The sequence below is a fragment of the Collinsella sp. TF09-1AT genome (assembly GCF_003436895.1).
GTDB lineage: Bacteria > Actinomycetota > Coriobacteriia > Coriobacteriales > Coriobacteriaceae > Collinsella.
The window spans coordinates 17,395-35,214 of the sequence record NZ_QSRC01000011.1; the positions used below are offsets into that span (position 1 = coordinate 17,395).

Annotated in this window: 12 protein-coding genes; 8 read left to right on the forward strand and 4 right to left on the reverse strand. The window is 59.4% G+C overall.

Features of this window, described 5'->3' with window-relative positions; translation table 11 throughout:
* Window positions 1–89 precede the first annotated feature (89 nt).
* The 5 genes from DXC90_RS08980 to DXC90_RS09000 all read left to right on the forward strand — a co-directional run bounded on the left by DXC90_RS08980 (window position 90) and on the right by DXC90_RS09000 (window position 5,481).
* Window positions 90–809: a GntR family transcriptional regulator gene (locus DXC90_RS08980; RefSeq protein ID WP_055252172.1), complete on the forward strand. Its 720-nt coding sequence runs from the start codon at window positions 90–92 to the stop codon at window positions 807–809.
* A 306-nt stretch (window positions 810–1,115) separates the two neighbouring features.
* Window positions 1,116–2,432, forward strand: a complete 1,317-nt coding sequence (locus DXC90_RS08985) for an ABC transporter substrate-binding protein (RefSeq protein WP_055252173.1) — start codon at window positions 1,116–1,118, stop codon at window positions 2,430–2,432.
* Between the two features lie 87 nt (window positions 2,433–2,519).
* A complete protein-coding gene (locus DXC90_RS08990; RefSeq protein ID WP_099432301.1) occupies window positions 2,520–3,374 on the forward strand; it encodes a carbohydrate ABC transporter permease in 855 nt (284 codons plus the stop codon).
* Window positions 3,374–4,213: a carbohydrate ABC transporter permease gene (locus DXC90_RS08995; protein ID WP_117735679.1), complete on the forward strand. Its 840-nt coding sequence runs from the start codon at window positions 3,374–3,376 to the stop codon at window positions 4,211–4,213. Before DXC90_RS08990 ends, DXC90_RS08995 begins: the two co-directional genes overlap by 1 nt.
* Before the next feature lie 68 nt (window positions 4,214–4,281).
* Window positions 4,282–5,481 (forward strand): ABC transporter ATP-binding protein, encoded by a 1,200-nt coding sequence (locus DXC90_RS09000; RefSeq protein ID WP_117735680.1) that lies wholly within the window; start codon window positions 4,282–4,284, stop codon window positions 5,479–5,481.
* Window positions 5,482–5,937: 456 nt separating this feature from the next.
* Here DXC90_RS09000 and glgP read toward each other — a convergent pair whose 3' ends face one another.
* From glgP to galE, 3 genes are all read right to left on the reverse strand, one after another.
* Window positions 5,938–8,205 carry a glycogen/starch/alpha-glucan family phosphorylase gene (gene glgP / locus DXC90_RS09005; protein ID WP_233502269.1) on the reverse strand — a complete coding sequence of 756 codons (2,268 nt, stop codon included), beginning with the start codon at window positions 8,203–8,205 and terminating at the stop codon, window positions 5,938–5,940.
* A 128-nt stretch (window positions 8,206–8,333) separates the two neighbouring features.
* Window positions 8,334–9,851 carry a 4-alpha-glucanotransferase gene (gene malQ, locus DXC90_RS09010; RefSeq protein WP_233502270.1) on the reverse strand — a complete coding sequence of 506 codons (1,518 nt, stop codon included), beginning with the start codon at window positions 9,849–9,851 and terminating at the stop codon, window positions 8,334–8,336.
* Window positions 9,852–10,060: 209 nt separating this feature from the next.
* Complete coding sequence (galE, locus tag DXC90_RS09015; RefSeq protein ID WP_117735683.1) at window positions 10,061–11,122, reverse strand: UDP-glucose 4-epimerase GalE; 1,062 nt, start codon at window positions 11,120–11,122, stop codon at window positions 10,061–10,063.
* Between the two features lie 267 nt (window positions 11,123–11,389).
* Here galE and DXC90_RS09020 point away from each other — a divergent pair, with 267 nt between their 5' ends.
* Window positions 11,390–12,595, forward strand: coding sequence for a hypothetical protein (locus DXC90_RS09020; protein ID WP_117735684.1), 1,206 nt, complete (start codon window positions 11,390–11,392; stop codon window positions 12,593–12,595).
* A gap of 227 nt (window positions 12,596–12,822) precedes the next feature.
* Here the strand turns inward: DXC90_RS09020 and murB are convergent, their stop codons facing one another.
* Window positions 12,823–13,785: a UDP-N-acetylmuramate dehydrogenase gene (gene murB, locus DXC90_RS09025; protein ID WP_117735685.1), complete on the reverse strand. Its 963-nt coding sequence runs from the start codon at window positions 13,783–13,785 to the stop codon at window positions 12,823–12,825.
* 183 nt (window positions 13,786–13,968) lie between these two features.
* Here murB and DXC90_RS09030 point away from each other — a divergent pair, with 183 nt between their 5' ends.
* Both DXC90_RS09030 and DXC90_RS09035 read left to right on the forward strand, forming a co-directional pair.
* Window positions 13,969–14,997, forward strand: coding sequence for a LacI family DNA-binding transcriptional regulator (locus DXC90_RS09030; RefSeq protein ID WP_117735686.1), 1,029 nt, complete (start codon window positions 13,969–13,971; stop codon window positions 14,995–14,997).
* Between the two features lie 204 nt (window positions 14,998–15,201).
* Complete coding sequence (locus DXC90_RS09035) at window positions 15,202–17,730, forward strand: phosphoketolase (protein WP_117735687.1); 2,529 nt, start codon at window positions 15,202–15,204, stop codon at window positions 17,728–17,730.
* Window positions 17,731–17,820 lie beyond the last annotated feature (90 nt).

Consider the following 17,820-nt stretch of genomic DNA (forward strand, 5'->3'; position numbering starts at 1 on the left):
AAATAATCCGTACTTTACCGATAATCGGTTTAAACAACTTTAAGAAATGCTATCGTGCCTAGCCATACATATTCATTAGAGGTGAAATCATGCCAAAAGCGATTTACGAAGGAATCTACCGCGAGATCCGTTCGCGCATCATCAACGGGACCTATGCGTTTCAGGAGATGCTGCCAACCGAAGCCGAGCTGACCGCGGAGTTTGGCTGCACGCGCAATACCGTTCGACGCGCCTTGAGCATGCTGGCCGACCAGATGTTTGTGCAGCCTATACACGGTAAGGGCGTGCGCGTTATTTGGCTTAAGGGCGAAACCGACATGCTGGGCGCACTCGAAGAGGTTGAGTCGTTTGGCGAGTTCGCAAAACGCAACAATGCCGTCGCATCGACCGAGGTCAAGTCTTTTGAACATTTGATTTGCACTGAGCAACTCTCTCGTCGCCTGGGCTTTAAGGTGGGCGAGGAGCTGATTCGCGTAGTGCGTGTCCGAAGCCTCAACGGCAGCGCGCGCCAAGTGGACCATGGCTACTTTTTGGCGTCGATCGCCAAGGGCCTGACCCCCGAGATCGCGGCGGATTCTATCTACGGCTATCTGGAGCACAAGCGCGGCGTCAAAGTGATGGCGAGCCGTCGTACGGTGAGTGTCGAGCTCGCCAACGATGAGGACTGCAGCTACTTGGACCTTGGCAAGTACAACTGCGTCGCCGTTATGGAGAGCCAGTCGTACACCTCGGACGGCATCTTGTTCGAGGTCACGCATGCCCGCACGCATCCCGAGATCTTCCACTACCGCGTCAACTCCAAGCGATAGCCGGCTAGCTCGCAGCCTGACGAGACTCATGCCCTCAAAGCGAAAACGCCCGGTCAAACCGACGATGCATCGGCTTGATCGGGCGTTTTCTCTGCATTCGATAATAAATAATTGTTTATACAAAACTTGTCAAGTATCAAGTTGAAATTACCGTTCACCGAAGTTTTTCTACCGCTCTAGTAATACTTGTTCAAACAACTAGCCAAATAGCGTATTGTACAAGTCAGCAAAAGGGGCAAAGTCCCCGAGCCAATCTCCGAAGGCGGCGGCAAAGGGTGCCGCCACGGTGTGAAAGGGTGGATTGTAATGAAGAACGAAATGAGCAGAAGGCAGTTCCTGGGCTTTGCTGGTTCCGCGGCTGCGGTTCTTGGTCTGGGCCTCGTGGGCTGCGGTGGTTCTGCCGGCTCTGGCTCCTCTGCTTCTGGTGACGCTGCCGAGGTCTACTTCCTCCAGTTCAAGCCCGAGGTCGACAAGGAGTGGAAGGAGATCGCCAAGGCGTACAAGAAGGAGAAGGGCGTCGAGGTCAAGATCGTGACCGCCGCCTCCAACACCTACGAGGAGAAGCTCAAGTCCGAGATGTCCAAGAGCTCCGCTCCGACGCTGTTCCAGGTCAACGGCCCCACCGGCCTTAAGAACTGGAAGGACTACTGCGCCGATCTTTCCGACACCAAGCTCCGCGGCGAGCTCATCGACGACTCCCTGGCGCTGCAGTCCGACGGCAAGGATCTGGGTATCGACTGGGTTCAGGAGAGCTACGGCATCATCTACAACAAGGAGCTCCTCGAGAAGGCCGGCTACAAGGCCGAGGACATCAACTCCTTCGACAAGCTGAAGGCTTGCGCCGATGACATCCAGGCCCGCAAGGACGAGCTCGGCGTTGACGGTGCCTTCACTTCCGCCGGCATGGATGACTCCTCCAGCTGGCGCTACACCACCCACCTCGCCAACCTCCCGCTCTACTACGAGTTCGAGAAGGAGCACAACCAGGAGGACGACGAGATCAAGGGCGAGTATCTCGACAACTTTAAGCAGATCTTCGACCTGTACATCACCGACTCCACCTGCGATCCTTCGCAGCTCGCCTCCAAGACCGGTGACGACGCCACCAACGAGTTCGCAACCGGCAAGGCCGTCTTCTACCAGAACGGCTCTTGGGCCTACGCCGACCTCACCAAGGCCGGTATGACCGACGACCAGCTCGGCATGCTGCCGATCTACATCGGCGTCGACGGCGAGGAGAACCAGGGCCTGTGCTCCGGCGGCGAGAACTACTGGTGCGTCAGCTCCCAGGCTTCCGAGGATGCCCAGAAGGCCACCGAGGACTTCATGTATTGGTGCGTCACTTCTGACACCGCCACCAGCATCATCGCTGACAAGATGGGTCTGACCGCCCCGTTCAAGAGCGCTAAGGAGACCACCAACGTCTTCTCTCAGCAGGCCGTTGCTATGGCCAAGGACGGCAAGAAGACCGTCGCTTGGGACTTCGTCTACATCCCCTCTGAGGAGTGGAAGAAGAACCTCAAGCAGGCTCTCATCGCTTATGCTGCCGACAACACCAAGTGGGACGGCGTCAAGAACGCCTTCGTCGATGGCTGGAAGACCGAGAAGGCTGCTTCCGAGTAAGCAGTTGCTGCCCAAGCTATCTGATTAGCGACAGGGGGCGGGCAGACGTAGGTTTGCCCGCCCCCTGCATATTGAAAGGACCCTTCTATGGGCAAAGCACTCAAGCGCTGGTGGCCGCTCTTTATGCTGCCCACGTGCCTGGCGTTTATGATCGGGTTCGTGATTCCCTTTATCCAGGGTTTCTATCTCTCGTTCTGCCAGTTTATTACCATCAATAACGCGCACTTTGTCGGTATCGAGAACTACGTGCGCGCACTGACCGACCCGCAGTTCTCCACGTCGTTCTTCTTTACCGTGGCGTTTGCCTTCCTGTCGACGGTGCTCATCAACGTGATCGCGCTGGCTATTGCGCAGGCGCTCACTCGCAAGGCGCTCAAGGGCACCAACATCTTCCGTACGATTTTCTTTATGCCTAACCTGATCGGCGGCATCGTGCTGGGTTACATTTGGCAGATTCTAATCAACTGCCTGCTCTCCAACGTGGGTGCCCAGCTTATCGCCCTCAACTCCGCCGCTGGCTTCTGGGGCCTTATCATCCTGACCCTGTGGCAACAGGTCGGCTACATGATGATCATCTACATCGCTGGTCTGCAGTCCATTCCGTCCGACTACATCGAGGCCGCCAAGGTCGACGGCGCTACGGCATGGCAGACGTTTTGGAAGGTTAAGATCCCTAACCTGATGCCGACGATTACTATCTGCCTGTTCCTGTCCATTACCAACGGCTTTAAGCTGTTCGACCAGAACCTCGCCCTTACCGGTGGTGCCCCTGCGCACTCCACCGAGATGCTCGCCCTGAACATCTACAACACGTTCTATTCGCGCGCTGGCATCGCATGGCAGGGCATTGGCCAGGCCAAGGCAGTCATCTTCTGCATCCTGGTCGTCGCTATTTCCATGATCCAGCTTAAGGCCACGAGGTCCAAGGAGGTGCAGCAGTAATGAAACGCGATAAGGCTATCAACCGCGCTCTCTCGATTTTCTTTACAATCCTGTCGCTCGCGTGGATCTACCCCGTGTTCATGATTGCACTCAATTCCTTTAAGAAGGGGACTGCAATCAGCACCACCACGGCGTTCGATCTGCTCACGCCCGAGACGTTCAACGGCCTTGCAAACTACGTGCATGCTCTTAACGAGCAAGGCTTTGCTTCGGCGTTTATGTATTCGCTTATCATCACGGTCACGTCGGTCGTGCTGATTTTGGTGTGCTGCTCCATGTGCGCTTGGTACGTGGTGCGCGTCAACAGCAAGATTTCGAACTTCCTCTATTACCTGTTCGTTTTCTCGATGGTCGTGCCCTTCCAGATGCTCATGTTCACGCTGTCCAACCTCGCGGACCGCATCGGCTTTAACACGCCGTTCAACATCTGCTTCATCTATCTGGGCTTTGGTGCGGGCCTGGCGGTCTTTATGTTCGCCGGCTTTGTCAAGAACATCCCGCTCGAGATTGAAGAAGCGGCCATGATCGACGGCTGCAACCCGGTCCAGGTGTTCTTTAAGATCGTCCTTCCCATCATGAAGCCCACCTATCTTTCGGTTGGCATCCTCGAGACCATGTGGGTCTGGAACGACTACCTGCTGCCCTACCTTACGCTCGACTCCACCAAGTACAAGACCATTCCTATTTTGATCCAGTACTTCCGCGGCGGCTATGGCCACGTCGAGCTCGGCCCCATGATGGCCTGCATCATGATGGTCGTTGTCCCCATCGTCATCATGTACATCTTCTGCCAGAAGTACATCATCGACGGTGTGGTGGCAGGTGCCGTCAAGGGCTGATGCCGTAACTGTTTTGCAAGTTTTGGCGGCGCCCCTCAGCGCGGCGCCGCGTATCGAAAGGTAGAGACATGGCCGAGATCGTTCTCAAACATGTTCAGAAGGTGTATCCCAACAACGAGTCAAAAAAGAAGGGCTTCTTTGGCAAAAAGAAGAAGACCGAGGAGAAGAAGCACAACCTCAAGGTTACCGAGGACGGTGTGCTCGCTGTAGAGGACTTCAACCTCACCGTTCACGACCAGGAGTTCATCGTCCTCGTTGGCCCCTCTGGCTGCGGTAAGTCCACGACGATGCGCATGGTCGCCGGCCTGGAGGACATTACCTCGGGCGACGTGCTCATCGACGGCAAGCGCGTCAACGACGTGGCGCCCAAGGACCGCGACATCGCCATGGTGTTCCAGAGCTACGCTCTGTACCCCAATATGACGGTGTACGAGAACATGGCATTTACGCTCGAGCTCAAGAAGGTCCCCAAGGACGAGATCGACCGCAAGGTTCGCTCTGCTGCCGAGATCCTGGGCATTATCGAGTATCTCGACCGTAAGCCTAAGGCGCTTTCGGGTGGCCAGCGCCAGCGTGTCGCCATCGGCCGCGCCATCGTGCGTGACCCCAAGGTCTTCCTGATGGACGAGCCCTTGTCCAACCTGGATGCCAAGCTGCGTAACCAGATGCGCGCCGAGCTCATTAAGCTGCGTCACGAGATCAAGGGCACCTTCATCTACGTTACCCACGACCAGACCGAGGCTATGACCCTCGGCGATCGCATCGTGGTCATGAAGGACGGCGTCGTCCAGCAGATCGCCACCCCGCAGGAGGTCTTCAACCATCCCGCGAACATCTTCGTCGCCGGCTTCATCGGCGTGCCGCAGATGAACTTCTTCGATGCCCAGCTGGTGCGCTCGGGCAACGGCTTTACCGTCAAGACCGAGGATATGAACGTGGCGCTCGCCCCCGAGACCTGCGCTCAGCTTGCCCTCAACTGGGACGGCGGCGACGTGAAGGAGATTACGGCCGGCGTGCGTCCCGAGCAGATCCTGCTTGCCGACAAGGGCGAGGAGGGTGCGCTCCAGGGCACCGTCGAGGTGACCGAGCTCATGGGCTCGACCGAGCATGTCCACGTGACCGCTCCCGACGGCCAGTTTGTCCTGATTATCCCCGTCGTCGACCTCGAGGCCAAGGGCGCGCTCAAGGCGGGCGACCCCATCTGGTTCAAGTTCGAGAAGAACGCGACCCACCTCTTCGATAAGGTCTCTGGCAAGAACCTTATCTAGGCCCGGTGCATCCAGACCCTCCCTTTGGGCGACTGCGGTATTGCCATCCTTTTGCCGCGGTCACATATAAGGCTCCCCTCCCGTCCACTGGGCGAGAGGGGAGCCTTTCTTTGTGTTGGGGCTGTCTGGCCGGTCGTTTGTCTCGATCTGTAACAGGTGGGGCCGATTTCGGACGTTAGATGTTACAGATTGAGATATTGCTGCGGGACGATTCCGTTTGTCTCGATCTGTAACAGGAAGAACCAATTTTAGGTGCCAGATGTTACAGATTGAGATGAACTCAGATGGACGGTTTTGATTGTCTCGTTCTGTAACGGGCGGTGCCAATTCTGCTGGCTAGTTGTTACAGATCGAGATTGTTTGGCAGAGTCGGGTCACGGGGTAACGTGCGGGCACAAAAAACGGAGCCGTGTTGCCACGACTCCGTTTCTCAAGAGGATGGGTAAGGGGAATGAGCTAGCTCAGGTGCCAGATCTCGTCGTTGTACTGGGAGATCGTACGGTCGGACGAGAAGGTGCCGGCGTTGGCGATATTGATGAGCGCCTTGCGCATCCAAGCGTCCTGGTCCTCGTAGTCGGCCAGCACGCGCTCCTTGGTCTGGATGTACTCCTCAATGTCGAGTAGGGCCATGAACCAGTCCTTGCCCTTGATGTCGTCGTGCAGACGCTGCAGGCGCTCCGCGTTGCCGGTCGCCATAAAGGCGGGGTTGGTGATGAAGTCCACCAGCAGTTTGATGCCGGGCTTGCGGTAGAGTGTGCCGGCATCGTAGGTGCCGTTGGCGTAGAGCTGCTCGACCTGCTTGGACGAGGCGCCAAAGGTGTAGATGTTCTCGTCGCCCACGAGCTCGGCAATCTCCACGTTGGCACCGTCGAGCGTGCACAGGGTTAGGGCGCCGTTGAGCATGAACTTCATGTTGGAGGTGCCGCTTGCCTCCTTGGAGGCCAGGCTGATCTGCTCGGAGATGTCAGCGGCGGGGATCACGCGCTCGGCGGCGGTGACGTTATAGTTCTCGATCATGACAACCTGCAGGTAGGGCGCCACGTCGGAGTCGTTTGCAATCCACTGCGACAACGTCAGGATCAGGTGAATGATGTCCTGGGCGATGGTGTAGGCAGGTGCCGCCTTGCCGCCAAAGATGATGGTGACGGGGTGAGTGGGCTTGTTGCCGTTCTTGATGTCGAGATACTTCCAGATGATGTAGAGCGCGAGCATCTGCTGGCGCTTGTACTCGTGGATGCGTTTGACCTGAACATCGATGATGGCGTTGGAGGGAATGGTCACGCCCTGCTCGAGCGCCATGAACTGGCGCATGATGGCCTTGGCCTCGACCTTGGTGGCAGCCAGGCGCTCAAGAACGTCCTTGTCGTCGGCGAATTCGGCGAGCTTGCTCAGATTGCCGGTGCTGCGCCAATCGGTGCCGATCACATCGTCGAGCAGGCTGGCGAGCGCGGGGTTGGCACCATGGATCCAGCGGCGGAAGGTGATGCCGTTGGTCTTGTTGGAGAACTTCTCGGGATAGATCTCGTAGAACGGATGAAGCTCGGTGTCCTCCAGGATCTTGGTGTGGAGGGCGGCTACGCCGTTGATGGAGAAGCCAAAGTGGATGTCCATGTGGGCCATGTGAACGGTGTTGTATTCGTCGATGATGGCGACGCGCGGGTCATCGTGCTCGGCCTTCGCAATCTCATCGAGCTTGACGATAATGTCGGCGATGGCAGGGGAGACCTTCTGCAGGCTGGCGAGCGGCCACTTCTCGAGGGCCTCGGCAAGAATCGTGTGGTTAGTGTAGGCGACCATGGAGCGTACGATGGTCACGGCCTCGTCAAACTCGATGCCATGCTCGGTGGTGAGCAAGCGAACGAGCTCGGGAATGACCATGGTGGGATGCGTATCGTTAATCTGGACCACGGCGTAGTCGGCCAGATCGTGCAGGTTACTGCCGCGCTCGACGGCCTCGTCGATCAGGAGCTGGGCAGCGTTACTCACCATGAAGTACTCCTGGTAGATGCGAAGCAGACGGCCCTGCTCGTCGGAATCATCCGGATAGAGGAACAGGGTGAGGTTCTTGGCGATCTCGGTCTTATCGAAGTCGATGGAGCTGCCGGGGACCAGGCCATCGTCGACACTTGCCAGGTCAAACAGGCGCAGGCGGTTCTTGGTGGGCTGGCCGTAACCAGGCACATCGATGTTGACGAGCTTGGAGGTGACGGCAAAATCGTCAAACTCAACGGTGTAGGAGCGGTCGTCATCGACCAGGATGTCCTGCTCGCCAAGCCACTCATCGGGGACGGCCTTCTGCTGCTTATCGACAAAGCGCTGGCGGAACAGGCCGTAATGGTAGTTGAGGCCCACACCGTCTCCGGTAAGGCCCAGCGTGGCGATGGAATCCAGGAAGCATGCGGCCAGACGGCCCAGGCCACCGTTGCCCAGCGACGGCTCGACCTCAAACTCCTCAATCTTGTTGAGGTCGTGACCGGCGGCAGTGAGCTGATCCTTAACCTCGTCGTAGATGCCAAGGTCGATCATGTTGTTGATGAGCAGCTTGCCAATCAAAAACTCGGCAGAGATGTAGTAGAGCTTTTTCTTGCCATTGTTGAGCGGGCAGGCGGAAGAGCGCTCCTGCACGAGCTTGACCAGCAGCTTGTAAATGCGACGGTCGTCGAGCTGCTCGAGCGAGGTGCCAAAAGACTGCTCGGCGAGTTCCATGAGGTTTATTTGGGGCATGTTTCCTCCTGTGATGGGTTGTTTCATGTCTGCAATTCATAAGAAGCCCGCGCGAGGGGATTGGGGTGGCCTCGCGCGGGAAAAGCAAGCGCGTCCGCACGGTGGGGAGGGGTCGGGCGCGGTAGCTCCTATTGAGGAAGCTCGATTTCAGCTTCCGACGGGATGCGGAAGTAGGTTTCGGTCCAGTCGGTGAGTTTGTGCTCGAGCTCGCGGGTGATGGCGCCGTCGAGCATGCGCCAGGTCCAGTTTCCGCCCAGCGTGGCAGGGGTGTTGATGCGCGCCTCATTGCCCAAGTTGAGCAGGTCCTGCATGGTGTAGATGCACGTGTCGCTTACGCTGGCGGCGATGGTGCGATTGAGTGCATCTGCCATGGGTTCGCCGGCCTGCTGATGGGTGTACAGGGCTGCCTGCTCGCGCTGACGCGGGGTGGCCGTTCCCTCAAACCAACCACGCGCCGTCTCGTTGTCGTGGGTGCCCACGTAGGCGACGGTGTTGGCAATGTAGTTGTGCGGCAGGTAGTACGAGTTGGTGCCCTCAAAGGCAAACTGCAGGATCTTCATGCCAGGGAAGCCCGAGTTGTCGCGCATGTCGATGACACCGGGAGTGAGGAAGCCCAAGTCCTCGGCGATGATGGGCAGCGTGCCGAGCTTTTCCTCGAGCGTCTTGAAGAGCTTGAGGCCGGGACCCTGCGTCCACGAACCGTAGGACGAATCGGGCGAGGAGAACGGCACCTCCCAATAGGCCTCGAAGCCGCGGAAGTGATCCAGGCGGATGACGTCGTACATGTCGAGGGCAGCGCGAATGCGGCCCTCCCACCAGGAGAAGCCGTCGGACTCCATGGCGTCCCAGTCGTAGATGGGGTTGCCCCAGTACTGGCCGGTGGCCGAGAACTGGTCGGGCGGCGTGCCGGCGACGCTCACGGGATTGCCGGCGGCGTCGATCTTAAAGAGCTCAGGTGTCGCCCACATCTCGACGGAGTCGCGCGAGACATAGATGGGCAGGTCGCCGATGATGAGAATGTCGCGCTCGTTGGCATAGGCCTTGAGGCGGCTCCACTGGCGATCGAAGAAGTACTGCGTCATCTGGTGGTAGAGCATGCGCGCCGGATGGTCGGCGCAGACCTTGGCGGAAGCCTCGCCGCGGGTGCGGAGCTCCGCGGGCCACTCCCAAAACGCCTTGAGACCGCACTCCTCTTTGACGGTCATGAACTCACAGTAGGGGATGAGCCAGTCCTCGTTGGCCTGGATAAAGTCATCGAAATCGGCCGGCTTATCGGCGGCAAAGCGCTCGGCGGCGCGGTCGAGAATCTGCCGGCGGCCGCCAAAGATAGCACCGTAGTCGACATTGCTGGGGTCGGATCCCAGATACACGCCATCGATATCGCGCCGCTCAAGATACCCTGCCTCGATAAGCTCGGCAAAGTCGATGAAGTTGGGGTTACCCGCGCGGGCCGAGAACGACTGATAGGGCGAATCGCCATAGCTGGTCGTCGTAAGGGGCAGAATCTGCCAGTAATGTTGTTTGCACGAGGCGAGAAAATCGACGAAGTCGTAGGCATTCCAGCCAAAGCCGCCGATTCCGTATGGTCCGGGCAGAGATGAGACGGGCATGAGGACGCCGCTTGCACGCTCCATGAATGCGCTCACCAACCTTCTTGTTGTGGGGTCGGCCTGCCAATGGGTGTGCAGTCCGCCTCCGGTGTTCTGATTCGATATGCCTATTGTAAAACATGTTGTTTAAACATGTATAGGCAAGATAAAAAAGTTGGTCGATTTTCGGCGAATGGCTATATGCCATGAAAAAAGCCCCGACCTCACAACGTGAAATCGGGGCAAGAGCGGTATGTAGGTTTTTGCTACTCGGCGTCGGCGAAGCCGTTGGGGTTGTGGCTCTGCCAGTTCCAGCTATCGCGGCACATGTCCGCGATGTCGTACTGGGCCTTCCAGCCCATCATGCGCTCGGCCTTGGAGGCATCGCACCAGTTGGCGGCGATGTCGCCGGCGCGGCGCTCGCGGATCACGTAGGGCAGCTCCTTGCCACAAGCCTTGGAGAAGGCGGCGACGACCTCGAGTACCGAGGTGCCGGTGCCGGTGCCCAGGTTAAAGATCTCGACGCCGGTCTTGCCGTTCATCCAGTTAAGGGCGGCAACGTGACCAGATGCCAGATCGCACACGTGGATGTAGTCGCGCACGCCGGTGCCGTCGGGGGTGGGGTAGTCGTTGCCGAAGACCTGAACGGCCTCGAGCTTGCCCACGGCGACCTGGGCGACATAGGGCACCAGGTTGTTGGGGATGCCCTTGGGGTCCTCGCCGATCAGGCCCGACGGATGAGCGCCGATGGGGTTGAAGTAACGGAGCAGCACGACGTCCCACTCGGGGTCGGCGGTGTGGACGTCCATAAGGATCTGCTCGATCATCCACTTGGTCCAACCATAGGGGTTGGTCGCGGGCTTCTTAGGATCCTCCTCGGTGACGGGCGGGTTGTCCGGGTCGCCGTAGACGGTCGAGGAGCTCGAGAAGATGATGGACTTGCAGCCATGGTTGCGCATGACGTCGATGAGCACCAGGGTGTTCTCGATGTTGTTGTGGTAGTACTCGACGGGCTTGCTCACCGACTCGCCGACGGCCTTAAAGCCGGCAAAGTGGATGACGCGGTCAATCTGATGGGTATCGAAGATCTTGTTTATCGCATCGCGGTCGAGCACGTTGGCCTCGTAGAAGGTGAGGTTCTTGGCGGCCTCGTCGCCCACGATGGTCTTGACGCGGTCGACGGCGACGGCGCTGGAGTTGGAGAGATCATCGACGATGACGACCTGGTAGCCACCCTCTAGCAGCTGAACGACGGTGTGCGAGCCGATAAAGCCGGCGCCACCGGTAACGAGGACGCAGGTGTCTTTGGGGTCGAGTGCTTTGGACATGTAGTCTCCTATCGAATCAGGAACACTTCTTCAGGGGAGTATAGCGCAGACAGTTGTTCCAAAAAACGTACGCGGCGGGAAAATCAGAGGATTATGTTAGCGTACTCATACAAGAGCTTGCGTACGCATAACCTGATCTTTGGCATTTGCTTACGAGCCGTCGACCTTGCAGTTTCCTGCCGTTCGTGGAAATCGTTGGGACGCGCCATATGTACGCTAATATGTATGAGTTGAGCGACATATAAATAAGCATGTAACGGAGTACATATGTCACCAAACAGCGATTCCATCCTTTCCCAGGAGCTCTCGCGCCGTACCGCCCTCAAGGCCCTGTTCGGCGCCGCTTCTGCGGCAGTTCTTTTTGGCTTGCCCACTCGCGCCCATGCGGCGGAGGCTTCCAAAGAAACCACCGATAAACTGAATGCCGCCCAGGCCCAGCTCGACGAGGTTCAGGCCCAGCTCGACAGCATCGCAAATGAATACGCGGCGCTGGCCAGCAAGAATGCCCAGACCCTCAACGATATCGAGGGCGTACAGGGCCAGATCGACGACACGCAGGCGCAGATTGACGAGAAGAAGGCCGAGCTCAAAAAGAAACGCGGCGATCTTTCCGATCGCGTGGCCGCCAGCTACAAGTCCGGCGGCACGAACATCCTGTCGCTGCTGCTGGCCTCAGGCTCGTTTGAGGAACTCGTCGCCAACGCGCATTACGTTGAGAAGATTAACAAGAGCGACCGCGATGCCATCGAGGATATCCAGACGATTCAGGCTGAGCTCGACGCACAGAAGACCGAGCTCGAAGCACAAAAGGCCGACTTGGAGAAGCTCAAGGACCAGCAGACGGCTCAGATGCAGGATATGCAGGCCAAGCAGCAAGAAGTCCAGACCGTGCTGAACGGTCTTTCCGACGACGTCAAGGAGCTCATGGCTCAGCGCGATTCCGAGATCCTCGCTGCCGCCCAGGCCGAGGAGGCTGCCAGGAAGGCCGCCGCCGCTGCCGCCGCCGCGAACAAGAACAATTCCTACTCGGGTGGTTCAAGCTCGGGTGGCGGATCGTATGCTCCCGGAACTCCGCAGCAGAATGCCGGATCGGGCAAGCAGCAGGCCGTCGTCAACGCGTGCTACTCCACGCCTTCCCCGGGTCAGAACTGGTGCGCAGCGTGGGTTACCAACGTCTTCCGCAACGCCGGCGTTGGCTACTTTGGCGGTAACGCGTGCGATATGTTTAACGCCTGGTGCTATAGCTCCGACCGCTCGGCGCTGCAGGTGGGCATGATCGTTGCCGATTCCTCGCACAGCGGCACGGGTGCTCCGGGTCTTATCTACGGTCATGTGGGTATCTACGTTGGCGGCGGCATCGTTATGAGCAACGAGGGTGCCATTACGTCTAAGTCGCTTGACTCGTTTATTAGCTTTTACGGTACTGGCTCTGGCGTGCGTTGGGGCTGGCTTGGCGGCGTGGTGCTGTCGTAACTGCGGTTTGAAGTAAGTTGGTCCGTGGCTGCCCGAAAGGCATTAGGTTGCCTGCTCGGACAGTCCTGCTCGCACGGAGAGCACATTAAGTGCTCTCCGGCTCGTGCGGAACTTGCGATCAACCTAATGCCTTTCGGGCAGCCACGGACCTCTCGGGTCCAATACGTCACATACCGACTGGTTTATCTGAATAAATATGGCGAAGGCCCCTTTCGGGGCCTTCTTTGTTAGAGGAATTCGCCTACTCGGTGAACTTCGGGTTCTAGGTCTACTCCGAATTGGTCTTTGACTTTGGCTTGGATGTCGCGGATGAGTTCGTCGACGTCGGCTGCGGTGGCGTGGTCGGCGTTGACGATGAAGCCGCAGTGCTTCTCGCTTACCTGCGCACCGCCGACGGCATGGCCGCGCAGGCCGGCGTCCATGATGAGCTTGCCGGCAAAGTAGCCCTCGGGGCGCTTGAAGGTGGAGCCGGCGCTCGGCATGTCGAGCGGCTGCTTGTCCTCGCGGCGCTGGCGGTATTCGTCCATGTCGGCCTTGATCATCGCTGCGTTGCCCGGGGCGAGATTGAAGGTGGCCGAAAGAACGATGAAGCCGTCGTCGGCAATGCGGCTCTTGCGATAGCCCAGGTTGAGCTCATCGACATCGAACTCGATGATGTTGCCGCTGCCGCGGGTGCCGTCGTCGAGCATGCGGGCGGGCTTGTAGACACGCACAGACTCCAGCACATCGGCCATGCAGGCACCATAGGCACCGGCGTTCATGTAGCAGGCGCCGCCGACCGATCCGGGGATGCCCGAGATGGGCTCCATGCCGGTGAGGCCGGCCTCGGCTGCTGCCGCGGCGACATCGGAAAGCAGGGCGCCGGCTGCCGCCGTGACGTGCGTGCCGTCGACCGTAATGTCGGAGAGGCCCTCGCCCAGCGCCACGACGACGCCGCGGATGCCCTTGTCTCCGACGAGCAGGTCCGAGCCGTTGCCTACGATGGTGAGCGGCAGATCACAGCGATAGCAGGTGTCAAGCGTGGCGACGAGGCCCTGCTCGGTATCGGGCGTGACAAAGACATCGGCCGGGCCACCGATCTTAAACGTGGTGTGCTCGCGCATGGGCTCGCTCATCAACACGTTGTCCTCGCCGGCAACGCCAGCGAGCGCGCACAGCAGGTCCTCGTTAAAAAAGTCGTTCTCGTGCATACGAATATCCGCCTTTTGGTGGTCGTTCTCATCAATCGATTGCAATATACCCCACCCAGATGAATTTGGTGCGCTGGCGGCGATAAAACTGCCGTCCACCGGATTGATAAAGTGTTTATCATCGAGGTAGAGGGGCAGTCGCTATACTTTCAAGAGATTGCGCGTAAACCCGGAAGGAGCGAGATGGCCAACAAAGTCACCCTCAAGCAGATCGCCCAAGAGGTGGGGCTTTCCCCCTCGTCGGTCTCGCTTGTTCTCAACAATCGGCCCTGTCGCATCTCGGAAGAAAACCGCAAGCTCATCAAGGAGGTTGCGGCGCGCAACCACTATGTTCCCAACCAGATTGCGCGCAGCCTGGTCATGCGCGAGTCGCGCACGCTGGGCCTTATCGTTCCCAACATCGAGAGCCGCTTTTTCGCCTCGCTCGCCGGCAGCTTGGAAAAGCGCTGCCGCGAGGACGGCTACGCGCTCTTTATTACCAGCTCGGGCGGAAGCGCCGATGACGATCTGGAGCTGTTGCGTCAGCTGGTGACGCGCGGCGTTGATGGCGTCTTCCTGGTGGTAGGTGACGAGTTCTCCGACGACCGCGCCCTGCGCGAAGAAGTCAGCCACCTGCCCATCCCGGCTGTAATGGTCGACCGTGCCATTGAGGGGCTCGAGTGCGACAAGGTGATGTTTGACCACGAGATGGGTGGCTACATGGCTACCCGATATCTGATTGAGCAGGGCCACCGTCGCATCGCCTGCCTGGTTAACGCGCGCCGCTCCAATACGGGCCGCAAGCGACTTGCCGGCTATGAACGCGCGCTGCGCGAGGTTGGCCTGCCCATCGACGCGCGCTTGGAGTTCGAGAGCGAGTACTACATTCCGAGTGCCTACGAGGCCTCGGAGGCGGTGCTCGCAACCGATGCCACCGCCGTGTTCGCAAGTTCGGACAACATCGCCCTCGGTTTGCTCAAGCGCTTGCACGAGATGGGGAAGAGCATCCCGGGCGATATCTCGGTGGTGAGCTATGACAACTCGGCTGCCGACGTTCTCTTTGAGCCGGCGCTGACCGCGATCGAGCAGGATCCGGGCGTGCTTGCCGAGCATGCCTTTGGTTGCATGTCCAAACGTCTTGCCGGCAAGGGCGGCAGGCGTGCCGAAGAAGTGGTTCTGGAGCCTGCTCTCATTGTGAAGGACAGCGTTCTAGAACTTACTAAATACAACTAAACATGTTTATCAATTCGAGAAGATCGAATGTGGAGCATCTGTGACAGGCAATGCCGCAGGTGAATGTTGCGTTTTGCCAATTGGTGTGTTTGATAGAGATGGTAAAACGTTTTTTCACCATGATAAAACGTTTTAGCAAATATACTAGTCCCAACGAATGGTTGCCGTATCGGAGGGTGACCGCGCAGCGAAGGGACATAAACAATGGCTAAAACACTGGGGACGCCGTGGCAAAAGCTGGGGCACGAGGTGCCGGCTTCCGAGCTCGAGGGTGTCGATCTGTATTGGCGCGCTTCGAACTACCTGTCCGTCGGTCAGATCTACCTTCGCTCCAACCCGCTGATGCGCGCTGACTTTGTCGACGATAAGACTGGCGAGGCGCGCGACTTCGGTCGTCCGGACGTCAAGCATCGCCTGGTTGGTCACTGGGGCACCACGCCCGGCATCAACTTCCTGTTCGGCCACGTCAACCGCCTTATTGCCGATCACAACCAGAACGCCATTTTCTTGATGGGCCCGGGTCACGGTGGCCCCGCCGGCACCGCCCAGTCGCTGCTCGACGGTACTTACCGCGAGATCCGCCCCGACATCACCAATGACGAGGCCGGCCTGCAGAAGTTCTTCCGCCAGTTCTCCTATCCCGGCGGCATCCCGAGCCACTTTGCGCCCGAGACGCCCGGCTCCATCCACGAGGGCGGCGAGCTCGGCTACACGCTCAGCCACGCTTACGGTGCCGTCATGGACAACCCGAGCCTGCTGGCCGTGGCCGTGGTGGGCGACGGCGAGTCCGAGACCGGTCCGCTCGCGACTTCTTGGCAGTCCAACAAGCTCGTGAACCCGGCAACCGACGGTATCGTCCTGCCGATCCTGCACCTCAACGGCTACAAGATCGCCAACCCCACCATCCTCGCCCGCGTGTCCGACGAAGAGCTCACCAAGTTCTTTGAGGGTATGGGCTATAAGCCGCACTTCTTTATCGCCGGCTTTGACGACGAGAGCCACGCAAGCATCCATGAGCGCTTTGCCGCCCTGTTTGAGCAGGTCTTTGACGAGATTTGTGACATCAAGGCCACCGCGCAGGCCCAGGCTGCCGCGGGCGAGACCGTGGTCCGCCCGGCCTACCCCATGATTGTGTTCCGTACGCCCAAGGGCTGGACCTGCCCCAAGCAGATCGACGGCAAGAAGACCGAGGACTCCTGGCGCGCCCATCAGGTGCCGCTGGCAAGCGCCAAGGACACTCACGAGCACTTCCGCGTGCTGCGCGAGTGGCTGCGCTCCTACAAGCCCGAGGAGCTCTTTACGCCCGAGGGCCAGGTGCGCCCCGAGGTAACGGCCTTTATGCCGACCGGCGAGCTGCGTATTGGCGCCAACCCCAACGCGAACGGCGGCAAGGTGCGTCGCGAGCTCGAGCTGCCCGATATCCACGCCCACGAGATTCCCGTCGCCGAGAAGGGCCATGGTTGGGGCTCCACCGAGGCTGCCCGCGTCTTTGGTGAGTACACTGCCGACGTTCTGGCCAAGAACATGGACGACTTCCGCATCTTCGGTCCCGACGAGACCGCGTCCAACCGCCTGCAGGCCGCTTATAAGGTGACCAAGAAGCAGTGGGATGCCGGCTTCTACGAGGACGAGGCCAACGACGAGCTGCTCGCTGGCTCCGGCAAGGTTGTCGAGCAGCTGTCCGAGCACCAGTGCGAGGGCTTCCTCGAGGCCTATGTGCTCACCGGCCGCTCCGGCGTGTGGAGCTCCTACGAGAGCTTTGTCCATGTGGTCGACTCCATGGTCAACCAGCACTGCAAGTGGCTCGAGGCTACCAAGCGCGAGATTCCGTGGCGTGCCCCCATCAGCGGCCTCAACATTTTGCTGTCGAGCCATGTTTGGCGTCAGGACCACAACGGCTTCTCGCACCAGGATCCTGGCTTTATCGACCTGCTGCTCAACAAGGCCAACGACACGCATATCGTGAACGCTTACTATCCGGCCGACGCTAACATGGCTCTCGCCGTGGCCGAGCGCGTCTACCAGTCCACCGACTGCGTCAACGCCATCTTCTGCGGCAAGCAGCCCGCCCCGACCTTCCAGACGGTCGACGAGGCAAAGGCCGAGCTCGCCGAGGGCGTCGCAAATTGGGAGTGGGCATCGACCGCCGACTCGCTCGGCGAGGCCGACGTCGTGGTCGCCACGTGTGGCGACGTGCCGACGCTCGAGGCTCTGGCTGCAACCGATATGCTGCGCGAGCTGGGCATTAAGGTATGGTTCGTCAACGTGGTCGATCTGCTCAAGATTCAGAACGTCTGCGAGAACGACCAGGCTATAAGCGACGAGCGCTGGGCTGAGCTGTTTGGCTGCGGCGAGAAGCCCGTGCTCTTCGCGTTCCACGCCTATGCCGGCACGATTCGCCGCCTGATCTGGAACCGCCCCGGACACGACGCGTTCCGCGTCCACGGCTACGAGGAGAAGGGCTCCACGACCACGCCGTTCGACATGCTGCGCCTGAACAACATGGATCGTTGGGCCCTGGCCGCCGACGTGCTGCGCATGGTCGACGCCGATAAGTTTGCCGAGCAGATTGATGAGTGGGAGGCCTTCCGCACCGAGGCCTTTGAGTTCGCGTGCGACGAGGGCTTCGATCACCCGGCCTTTACCGACTGGGTCTGGCCCGACGCCGCTGCCGCAACCGCAGCCGACGGCGTGCTCTCCGCAACGCAGCTAACTGCCGGCGACAACGAATAGCATCCGGGACGGTCTCGCGCTGGGGCCGCCTCCGGGCGGGCGCCTTCCTCTGAGAAGTGGGCTTCGCGAACTTCTCAGAGGAAGGCGCCC

Excerpts from the sequence above, each read along its gene's own strand:
- DXC90_RS08980 (WP_055252172.1), top strand. The coding sequence starts at position 90 with ATGCCAAAAGCGATTTACGAAGGAATCTACCGCGAGATCCGTTCGCGC.
- DXC90_RS09000 (WP_117735680.1), top strand. The coding sequence starts at position 4,282 with ATGGCCGAGATCGTTCTCAAACATGTTCAGAAGGTGTATCCCAACAAC.
- DXC90_RS08985 (WP_055252173.1), top strand. The coding sequence starts at position 1,116 with ATGAAGAACGAAATGAGCAGAAGGCAGTTCCTGGGCTTTGCTGGTTCC.
- glgP (WP_233502269.1), bottom strand. The coding sequence starts at position 8,205 with ATGCCCCAAATAAACCTCATGGAACTCGCCGAGCAGTCTTTTGGCACC.
- galE (WP_117735683.1), bottom strand. The coding sequence starts at position 11,122 with ATGTCCAAAGCACTCGACCCCAAAGACACCTGCGTCCTCGTTACCGGT.
- murB (WP_117735685.1), bottom strand. The coding sequence starts at position 13,785 with ATGCACGAGAACGACTTTTTTAACGAGGACCTGCTGTGCGCGCTCGCT.
- DXC90_RS09020 (WP_117735684.1), top strand. The coding sequence starts at position 11,390 with ATGTCACCAAACAGCGATTCCATCCTTTCCCAGGAGCTCTCGCGCCGT.
- DXC90_RS09030 (WP_117735686.1), top strand. The coding sequence starts at position 13,969 with ATGGCCAACAAAGTCACCCTCAAGCAGATCGCCCAAGAGGTGGGGCTT.
- DXC90_RS08995 (WP_117735679.1), top strand. The coding sequence starts at position 3,374 with ATGAAACGCGATAAGGCTATCAACCGCGCTCTCTCGATTTTCTTTACA.
- DXC90_RS09035 (WP_117735687.1), top strand. The coding sequence starts at position 15,202 with ATGGCTAAAACACTGGGGACGCCGTGGCAAAAGCTGGGGCACGAGGTG.
- DXC90_RS08990 (WP_099432301.1), top strand. The coding sequence starts at position 2,520 with ATGGGCAAAGCACTCAAGCGCTGGTGGCCGCTCTTTATGCTGCCCACG.